General features: G+C 61.7%; 10 protein-coding genes and 1 pseudogene. 2 read left to right on the plus strand and 9 right to left on the minus strand.

The window, feature by feature from the left end; all coding sequences use genetic code 11:
* Positions 1-36 precede the first annotated feature (36 nt).
* Positions 37-840 carry a DUF4158 domain-containing protein gene (locus GE300_RS21555; protein WP_154449632.1) on the minus strand — a complete coding sequence of 268 codons (804 nt, stop codon included), beginning with the start codon at positions 838-840 and terminating at the stop codon, positions 37-39.
* Positions 841-973: 133 nt separating this feature from the next.
* On the opposite strand from GE300_RS21555, the gene GE300_RS21560 reads away from it, so the two are divergent.
* Together GE300_RS21560 and GE300_RS21565 are read left to right on the plus strand one after the other, a co-directional pair.
* Entirely contained in the window at positions 974-1522 is a 549-nt protein-coding gene (locus GE300_RS21560) for a recombinase family protein (RefSeq protein WP_154449633.1), read from the plus strand.
* Positions 1523-1600: 78 nt separating this feature from the next.
* Positions 1601-2127 (plus strand): annotated as a pseudogene (locus tag GE300_RS21565) (IS256 family transposase); the annotation flags it as partial.
* A 47-nt stretch (positions 2128-2174) separates the two neighbouring features.
* Here the strand turns inward: GE300_RS21565 and GE300_RS21570 are convergent.
* From GE300_RS21570 to GE300_RS21600, 8 genes are all read right to left on the minus strand, one after another.
* Positions 2175-3506, minus strand: a complete 1332-nt coding sequence (locus tag GE300_RS21570; RefSeq protein WP_154449634.1) for an APC family permease — start codon at positions 3504-3506, stop codon at positions 2175-2177.
* Positions 3490-5559 carry an AarF/UbiB family protein gene (locus GE300_RS21575; RefSeq protein ID WP_233417297.1) on the minus strand — a complete coding sequence of 690 codons (2070 nt, stop codon included), beginning with the start codon at positions 5557-5559 and terminating at the stop codon, positions 3490-3492. Before GE300_RS21575 ends, GE300_RS21570 begins: the two co-directional genes overlap by 17 nt.
* Positions 5556-6611, minus strand: a complete 1056-nt coding sequence (locus tag GE300_RS23425) for a hypothetical protein (protein WP_233417298.1) — start codon at positions 6609-6611, stop codon at positions 5556-5558. The genes GE300_RS21575 and GE300_RS23425 overlap by 4 nt, the downstream gene beginning before the upstream one ends.
* Positions 6612-6655: 44 nt before the next feature.
* Positions 6656-7114 carry a c-type cytochrome gene (locus GE300_RS21580; protein ID WP_154449636.1) on the minus strand — a complete coding sequence of 153 codons (459 nt, stop codon included), beginning with the start codon at positions 7112-7114 and terminating at the stop codon, positions 6656-6658.
* 153 nt (positions 7115-7267) lie between these two features.
* Positions 7268-7747: a c-type cytochrome gene (locus GE300_RS21585; protein ID WP_233417299.1), complete on the minus strand. Its 480-nt coding sequence runs from the start codon at positions 7745-7747 to the stop codon at positions 7268-7270.
* A 30-nt stretch (positions 7748-7777) separates the two neighbouring features.
* Complete coding sequence (locus GE300_RS21590) at positions 7778-8437, minus strand: methyltransferase family protein (protein WP_154449637.1); 660 nt, start codon at positions 8435-8437, stop codon at positions 7778-7780.
* Entirely contained in the window at positions 8437-8706 is a 270-nt protein-coding gene (locus GE300_RS21595; protein ID WP_154449638.1) for a DUF2933 domain-containing protein, read from the minus strand. The genes GE300_RS21590 and GE300_RS21595 overlap by 1 nt, the downstream gene beginning before the upstream one ends.
* Before the next feature lie 15 nt (positions 8707-8721).
* Positions 8722-9468, minus strand: a 747-nt coding sequence (locus GE300_RS21600; RefSeq protein ID WP_154449639.1) for an HAD-IC family P-type ATPase, incomplete at its 5' end; no start/stop codon positions are given.

Below are 9468 nucleotides of genomic sequence, written 5' to 3' on the forward strand. Positions count from 1 at the left end.
ATCGGTGACCGGATCAGATTGGAATGGGTGACCGGATCAAATCGGAATCCCCGACCGGATCACCCCGGAACGCGCAGCCAGACTATCGACCGCCGATGTCGAGATGTTCTGACGCAAACTGGTGGGCAAGCCTATCGCTCGAACCACCATCAGGCGATCAAGAACAGCCTTGATGGACTTGGCCGAGGCTGATTTGGGTGCTGCCTTCAACCAACTCAGCGTCGACACCTCGCCCGTTTCAAGGGGCGCAATCAAAGCGCGCAGAGCATCGTGGTGATCCGGATGCAGGTCCTGGGTCAGAGCGGAAATCCTGACATTTTCTGCGCGCCGGATCGCGTGCCTGACAATCAGTTCAACGGTACGGCGCGCCGGGATCAGGATACGCCGCCGCCTCAGTTCTTCTATCAACGAGATCGCCAAAGGCTCAGCCCGTGGGTCTTCTCCTGCTGCTGGTGTCAGCCAATGAACAAGTTCCCGTACGAGGGATCTTGTGAAGGCCTGATACCCGAACCGGGCCATGATCTGCGTAATATGTTCGCGCCGTGACTGCGGGCGCTGATCATAGACCGTGAGATCGGAGGCGCTGGCATCAACCTGATCTGCAAGAAAGGCCAGCATCACGTCGTTGGGCTGTTCTCCAACATTACGAACCCGCCCGGGATGGCGCAGATAAGCCAATGATACGACATAACCCAGACGGGCGGCAGCGGTTCGCTTTCTGGCGACAGCCTCGATCTCATCCGGGGTGAGCGTACAATGCATCGCAATCTCTCGATCCTCCGAGGGCGGCGCCATCAACCGAGACCAAAAACTTGCCGTCAATATTTGTCGCCGTGCCATGAAATACCCTTCTCACATGCATGTCCGTGTAACGTTCGTTTGGCGGAACGTCCCGGTCCGTCCGCCAATATGCTTGACAACGGGAAGTCGGACAAATTGATTTATGGACAGGAAAACGGACAAGGCTATCTTCATGGCACTGATTGGATATGCGCGAGTCTCGACCATTGAGCAAAAGATGGAACCACAGGTGGATGCGCTCAAAGCCGCAGGTTGCGAAACCGTGTTTGAAGACGTCATCTCCGGCACCAAAGCAGACCGCGCAGGCCTGAATGAGGCCCTGGCATTTCTGCGCAACGGCGACACGCTCGTCGTCTGGAAACTCGACCGTCTTGGCCGCTCCATGAAGCACCTGGTTGAAACGGTGACAAATCTCGGAGACCGTGGCGTTGGCTTTAAATCTCTGACCGAAGGCGTGGACACAACCACCACCGGCGGTACATTGGTATTTCATCTGTTCGGCGCACTTGCTCAGTTCGAACGTGACCTCATCGTCGAGCGCACACAGGCCGGATTGAAGGCCGCCGCAGCGCGCGGCAGAAAAGGCGGGCGCAAGCCTGTCGTCACGCCAAAAAAGCTGGAGCAGGCCAGAGCCCATATCGGCGAAGGATTGACCGTCCGAGAGGCCGCAGCGCGCCTCAAGATCAGCAAAACAAGCCTCTACAATGCCCTCAGAGGCTAAAAATCCGACTGAAACCGCGAATGTTCCCGTAAAGTTCGCACGAACCGGACGATAATGTCACTTTTATGCAGTGACCCCAAGAAGGCGCTGTCGGAGCGGCTTTTGAATGCCGAACTGGACGAGCATCTGGTGGGCGATTCCGACCGAAGCGTCGGCAATCACCGCAATGGCAAGTCGAAGAAAACGATGTTGACGGGCACGTCCAAGATGACGCTGGACATTCCGCGCGATCGCGATGGAACGTTCGATCCCAAACTGATCGCCAAGTATCAGCGCCGGTTTCCCGATTTCGACGACAAGGTCATCTCGATGTATGCGCGCGGCATGAGCGTGCGCGAGATCCGCATGCATCTGGAGGAACTCTACGGCATTGATGTGTCGCCCGACCTGATCTCGGCGGTGACGAGCGCGGTGCTGGAGGAAGTGGCCGAATGGCAGAACCGGCCGCTCGACGCCTGCTACCCGCTGGTCTTCTTCGACGCCATCAGGGTAAAGATCGGTGATGAAGGCTTCGTGCGGAACAAGGCGGTCTGCCAGACGGAACCAAGGACATTCTCGGCCTCTGGATCGAGCAACCCGAAGGTGCGAAGTTCTGGCTTCGCGTCTGCTACCAGGACCTGTAGGTGGGCGTCTGTGGGTTTTCGCGATACCCTCAGTGTTCATGAGCCACCTGCGGTGCCAGCCATCGAGACAGGTACAATCTCTCGAGAGCGAAGACCGCGGCGATGCCGGAGATTGCGTAGAGCACGATGACTGGGTCACTCTGGAGTTTCATCGCCGTGAAGGCCACCAGTACCACCGCGTCGAGCGTCAGGGCGGCCAGCAGCACGAGGCTGGACGCTCCGATTTCTTCACGCCGGTAGCGGAAGACGCCCCAGTGCACCACCATATCCATGACAAGATAGAAGAAGGCGCCGAGCGAGGCGATCCGACCCAGATCGAAGAACACCGCGAGCGTCGAAGCGATGACAACGGTATAGACCAGAGTATGCCGTTGGATTGGACCCGACATTCCGAAATGGCTGTGCGGGATCATCTTCATGTCGGTCAGCATCGCCAGCATCCGCGACACCGCGAACACGCTGGCCAGCACCCCGGACGCAGTGGCGACCGCTGCAAGAATGACGGTCAGAAGGAAGCCTGTCTGACCCAGTGCGGGCTTTGCCGCCTCGGCCAGCGAATAGTCACGCGCCGCGACGATCTCGTCGATCGTGAGACTCGATCCGACGCCGAAGGCCACCAGCAGATAGACGGCCACGCAAATCCCGATGGACAGCATTATCGCCCGACCCACGTTGCGGTTCGGCTCGGTGATTTCGGACCCGCTGTTGGTGATCGTGGTGAACCCCTTGAAGGCCAGGATCGCGAAGGCCATCGAAGCGATGAACCCGGTCACGCCATAGGCTTGCGCCTGGTCGGACGCGGCCGCGGCCGCGAACCGAAAGCCGCTGGACCATATCGCGGCAATGCCGAACAGCCCGATGCCGCCGATCTTGATCGCCGCCATGACCAGCGAAAACAGCCCGACCGACCGATTGCCCGCGATGTTCACAACGTAGGCGAATACGATGACACCCACGGCGAGGATTGGCACCAGTGGTCCACCATCGATATCGAAAGGTCGCAAGACGTAAGTCGCGAAAGTCCGGGCGACGAGACTCTCCGCGATCACCATGCTGAGTGCCATCAACAGGGCAGCCCCGGCCGCGACGGCACCGGGGCCATAGCATTTCTGCAGGATCATCGCGATTCCGCCGGAGGACGGCCACTTGTTGGACATCCGAATGTAGCTGTAGGCGCTGAAACCGGTGACGATTGCGCCCGCGATGAAGGCAAGCGGAAAAAGTGGTCCGGCCAGCTGTGCGATCTGCCCGGTCAGCGCGAATATGCCTGCCCCGATCATCACGCCGGTTCCCATCGCGACTGCCCCACCCAGGGTGATCGAGCCTTCGCGGTAGGTATCGTTGCTATCTTCGTTCTGCATTCGGCCTCGCCTTGGTTGATTCCGCATCGTCCAGACCCGGTTCGGAATGCCAGCGAAAGTCACAATGATCATGGCCGCCGGCAATGGTCTTGGGCCGCACGAGCCTTCCGCCCCACTTCTCGGCTACCGGGAAATCGAGCGCGCACCACGTGGCGGTGCAAAGTTCCGCGTCGTCGTGATGGGCGAAGAACTCGGCCACCGGGCACTTCGTGCAATCGAACGCTACGACATCCTCACCCGCGTCGACATCGCGCCAGCCATAACCTGGTGGCCCGAATGGGAAGCGGCGGAACATATCGGTTGCGATCCGCAGCCGTTTTGCCGGATCTGCGGTGATCGTGCGAGCCAGTTCCCAAGGGGGATCGGCCATTCGGCAGTAGATATCCCAACCGATCGCATGAATTAACGTGTGGCTTTGCGCGGACGACCGACCATGCGAGACTAGGGTCCGGTGCAGTGCCAGGGTCAGCGCCGCAAGATGCGTGGTCAGGATCGCGCCGGTGTTCTGCTGAAGCGGAAGATCCGCCTCCAGAACATCGTATGTCGCCCAGGTCTCCGAAAGTACTCGCTCCGTCTCCTGCCCCAGGTGGCACTGCGCGAAATGGTGAAACAGCGCCATAAGCCCGGCCCTCCCAAGGCCCCTGTCCGCCGGCCCGAAGGCGCCCATCACGCTTTCCCACATGCCGCGGGTCGATGAGCTGTCCCAGCTCTCGTCAATCGCTTCTGCGGGCGGCATGGCGCCCGTCAGCAGAAGTTCGGGAAGAATCTGGGAGATGCGCCCTAGCGGATCGCTTGCTGCAAGCCTTGCGGCGACCTCCCGCGCGATGAAGGGCCGCGAGATTTCGTCGAAGCGGGCGTCGGGCGCCAGTTCGAACAGAAGCGCCTCGGCCGTCGTGAGCGCCTTGGCGTGAAGCATCAGCGAGGCGGGAAAGACGAACCCGGCGCGGTAGCCTGCGCGCATCATCGCGAGGTATGTCCGCGCAAGGCTGGCCTCGCGCGAAGGCACCGCATAGAACCGGGCGGCGAGGTCGTTGAAGGCCTGCCGGAAGAGCGCGTGATCCGCGCCTGGCAGCGGCTTGGTCTGTTGGCTGAAATGATGGTAGGCGCGCCGGGTCTGTCGCTGCGCCACGGCCATCCAATAGAGCACGAAGCGGTCGCGACCGGCCTCGTTCAGTTCGCCAAACATGCCGAAGTCGAACAACGTGAAAGTGCCATCGGCGTGAAAGACGATGTTGCCGGGATGGAGGTCGGCGTGAAACAGGCCGTCCGAGACAAACATTCTGAGCAGCATCGACATCAGCCTCTCGACTAGCGCGGATCTGGTTTGGCCCGAGAGACTGGCCGCCGCCTCGGACAGGCGCATGCCCTCGACCCAGTCCATCGTCAACACGCGGGCCGACGTGTGGTCGGGAAAGGTCATTGGGATACGCACGCCGTCCTGTCCGGCGAGGTTTACGCGGAATCGGTCCATGACGCGGGCTTCGGCCCGGAAATCCAGTTCGCCCATCGAGTAGCGCCGGAACTCCGCCAGAAACGCCGGCAGGTTGGTGCGGCGAAGCCGTCGCGGCGCCGGCACACGCAGGAGCCGAAGCCCGAACTCCTGTGCATCGAGGTCGCGGCGGAACAACGCCTCCAACCCCGGGCGCTGTACCTTGACCGCGACGGTCGTGCCGTCCGCCAGCGTTGCCTTGTGCACCTGGGCGAGCGACGCGGCCGCGACCGGCCTCGGCTCGAAGCTGTCAAAGGCCGTTTCGAGCGACGTGCCGAGTTCCTCCTCGACAACCCGCCGGATCGCCGCGAAATCCATCTCGGGCGCGCGCTCCTGCAACTCTGACAGCCGCACGACGTGGCTTTCGGGCAGGATGTCGGGACGGGTGCTGAGAATCTGCCCGAGCTTCACGAAGACCGGGCCGAGACCGATCAGGTTCTGCGCAAGCCGATCTGGTGCGCGCATGTCGCCGCCGGTCGGGTCGTACCGGCGGAGCGCCCGAATTTCCGTCGAGATGCTGGCAAAGATACGGGCAAGCCGTAGGATGCTACGAGCGCGTTTCATGCCCGTTCTCCGTCGGTCCCGGTGGTCCAAGTCTCGATCGGCATTTCGGGAAGCAATCCGCGCAAAGCGTCGAGTGCCCCGGACAGGGTCAGGTGGTCGACGATGGTCGTTGCGCCGCTCAGCGGTGCCTCCTCTGAATGGATCGCGCGGATCGTCGCCAGGATCATAGCTGCCGTGACTTCGGCCTGATCGCCGGCCGTGAGATGCCGGGAGGCCAGAACGCCGCCGTCCGGCCCCTGCGCCTCGACCTCGATCCGGGTACATGTGCGCCCAAGGGACGGCAGCCGCATCAGGATGCGCGTCAGCCCGTGTTTGCGCCGCATCAGGGCCGGTCCGAGGCCGAGGCGCAGGAGTAACCAGACCAGGCGCGTCACATGGGGTGGATCGAACGCCAGAAATGTGCGTGCCCGGACAGTGGAGCTGGTACCGGAGCGCCCCGCGATGCCCTGCTGCGGGAAGCCGATGCCGAGCGCAGGCCGCTCCCGCCCCGTCCGCTGGAAGGCAAATGAACGACGCATGTCTCCGGGTCGCACCATCGTACCTGTGACACCGGAAAGCCGATAAACGGTGCCGACGGCCCCGATCGACCATTCCGTCGCCGCCGCGCCGTAGTGTCGGCCCATGCCGAGTTCCAACCCGATATCAATGGTCGCGCATCCTTTCATTTGCGCGATTTCGGCGGCCATCAATGTGCTGAGACCTGGCGCGGTCCCGGTGCAGACAACGGCCATGCCCGGGCCGCCGGTGGCCACCGCCGCCCGCGTGATCGCCTGCACATAATCGGGCGAGGCCGAAGATTCGAGAAACCTTCCGCCTGTGCGAACGATATGGGCGGCGATGGATGGTGGCGTGGCTTCGCTCAGGTTCACCACGGTCGCGCCAGGCGGAAGCCCGGCCGCGGCATCCGCATCTGCGATATCGAGCCGCAGCGCCTTTGCCCGATCATCTGGTGCATTGCCAGCGCGCGAAACCACCAGAATACTGTCCGACATGTGATCGAGCAGCAATGGCACCAATCTGCGGCCAACATCGCCCGAGCCGCCGATCAGCACGATCGTCCTCGGGACAGCCCGAGGCGGTGCGGGGCGACCCGCCATCACTCGATTCCGTTCGCACGCTGCAATTCGCGAACATATGCCACGATCAGTGCAACGGTTTCATCGGTGATTCCCTCAACGGGCGGCATGTCACCGAAATCCCAATGATGCGACCGCACTCCAGCCATGGCGGCCCGAAGGAAAGCCGTATCTCCGTGATGACCGGGTTCGTAAATAGGATGGATCAGCGGCGGGCCCTTGCCAGTCCCGCCGGCCCCGTTGGTGCCGTGGCAGGACGAGCAGGCGCGTTCGAAAGCAATCTGGCCGAAATAGGCTGGCGCGCTGAGGGTTTCGGGCACGTTGATTGTCTCGGTGTCAGGCGCAGGGTTTGCAGCGTCGGCGCCGTGCATCTGGGTGCTGACCCTTGGCCGGTCGCGTTCTTCATCTGACTGGGCAACAAGAGTTGTCCCTAGTCCGCCAACAAAAAGCATTGCAATTGCGAACTTCTTCACGGCCATCCTATAAACCTTTTTTCACCCCTCTCGGTGAATGCCACGTTCCCCGTAATCCTGTTCCTGCCCAATCGGGTTCCCTCCCGCCTAGTCACTTCGCGCAGATCCCGAAACTTTGTTGCGGGGATGAGGGCGAATGCCTGATGGCTACAGTTCGGCCTAGTCGTGGTCTTCCTCTTCCTCTTCCTCTTCCTCCAAATGCTCCATCATCTCCTTGAGCGCGTCCGGGATGTCCGCCTCGGAAAACTTTGCCTGTTCATCGGGGTCGTGGACAAAGGCAATGATCGCGGCGAGTTCCTCACCCGTGAACTCGATCTGGTATCCCAGTTCGTCCTCCTGCGCTTCGATCATCGCGGGGGCGCCACGCCACATGCGGGCGGCGAACTCGAAGGGGTTCATCGGTATGTCCATGAACTCCGCATCCAGCATCGACGCGTCTTCTCCACCGACGCCGTTGACCGAGTGGCATACGACGCATCCCTTCGATGCAAAAAGCTTTCGGCCCTCGGACGAATTCATCGCCGGCATCATCAGTTCGCTGCTCATCATCTCATCTTGCATGCTGTCGGAGTCAGCGAATGCCGGCTGGGTTGTCAGCAACACAAGAGTTGCGGCAAATGCTATATACTGCGTCTTCATGACTTACTCCTTTGTTGATTTCAGTTCTGTTCACGGCGAGTCAGTTTCCCGCGTCGCACCCGAAACTTCAGGAAAAAACGCAGGCACCGCCTTGATATAGCGTCGATAGGCCTCCCCGAACCGCGCGAGATTGTCTGCCTCTTCGTTTCTGGCCAGTCGGGCGTACATCCAGACCAGCACCGGGAACATCGCGAGCGTCAGGATGGTTGGCCACTGCATCAGAAAGCCCAGCATGATGAGAACGAATCCCACGTACTGGGGGTGGCGGATGCGGGCATAGGGACCTGTCGTGGCCAGCCGCCCTTGCCTTTGCGCGGACCAGAGATGGTGCCATGCCACGGATATCAGCCAAAAGCCGCCTCCGATCAGCGCGAAACTCAGGATATGGAAGGGGCCGAAATGCGGGTTTGACTGCCAGCCGAACATCATTTCAGGCAGATGCCCGCTATCGTGGGCCAACCAGTCGATATCCGGCCAGGTCGATTGCAACCAGCCGGACAGGACGAAGATCGTCAACGGGAACCCGTACATCTCGGTGAAGAGCGCCACGACGAAGGCGCTGAACGCGCCGAAACTCCGCCAGTCGCGTTTGGTCTGCGGTTTGAAGAAGCTGAAGGCGAAGATAATGAAAACCGCGGAGTTGATGAACACCAGCAGCCATAGGCCGTATGAGGCACCGGCATCGTCCATTATTCATCATTCCCCTTGCCGTGACTGCCATGCCCGCCGTGGCCCCCGTGCATGAAGAAGTGCATCCCCACGCACAGCAGCAACGGGAGCCAGATCAACATTCCGCTGCCCAGAATGTGCACCCTGTGCTCAAAGCCCAGAAGAAGGCCACCCGCCGCCAGCGCAACGATCAGATAGACGCCGGCGCGTGACCGCCAGAACGACGGAGGCCGGGGGGCATGTTCCGGCTGATCGTGATGAACATGTGAAGGATCAGGTTGACGTGTCATGTTGAATTTCCATTCCTATATCTTCGCTCCGCGAAGACGCAACGAGTTGAGCACGACCGAGATCGACGAGGCGCTCATCGCAAAGGCGGCGAACATCGGGCTGATCAGGATGCCGAAGAAGGGAAACAGAACCCCCGCCGCGACCGGCACGCCGGAAGCGTTGTAGATCAGCGCGAAGAACAGGTTCTGGCGGATGTTGCGCATTGTGGCCCGCGCCAGCCGCCGCGCCCGCACGATCCCGTCGAGGTTGCCCTTGACCAGCGTGATGCCCGCGCTTTCGATGGCCACATCGGCGCCGGTGCCCATGGCGATGCCGACATCGGCCTGTGCCAGCGCCGGTGCGTCGTTCACGCCATCGCCGGCCATCGCGACCTTGCGGCCCTCGGCCTGCAATTCCTTGATGATCCGCGCCTTGTCCTCGGGCAGCACGTCGGCCCGGATCTCGTCGATGCCGAGACGCGCGCCGATCGCCTTGGCGGTGCGTTCGTTGTCGCCGGTCGCCATGATGACGCGGAACCCGAGATCGTGCAGCTCCTTGATCGCGGCGGGGGTGGTCTCCTTTACCGGGTCGGCGACCGCGACAAGACCGGCGATCTCGCCATCCAGCACCACGAACATCACCGTCTCGCCCTCGTCGCGGCGGTCATTGGCCTTGGCGGTCAACTCGCCCGCCTCCAGCCCCAGTTCGCGGATCATCGCCAGATTGCCGAGCGCGACAGCCTTGCCGTCCACCACGCCCTTGACGCCCTTGCCGGTGACCGC

It is taken from the genome of Halovulum marinum, from assembly GCF_009697225.1.
Taxonomy (GTDB): Bacteria; Pseudomonadota; Alphaproteobacteria; order Rhodobacterales; family Rhodobacteraceae; genus Halovulum; species Halovulum marinum.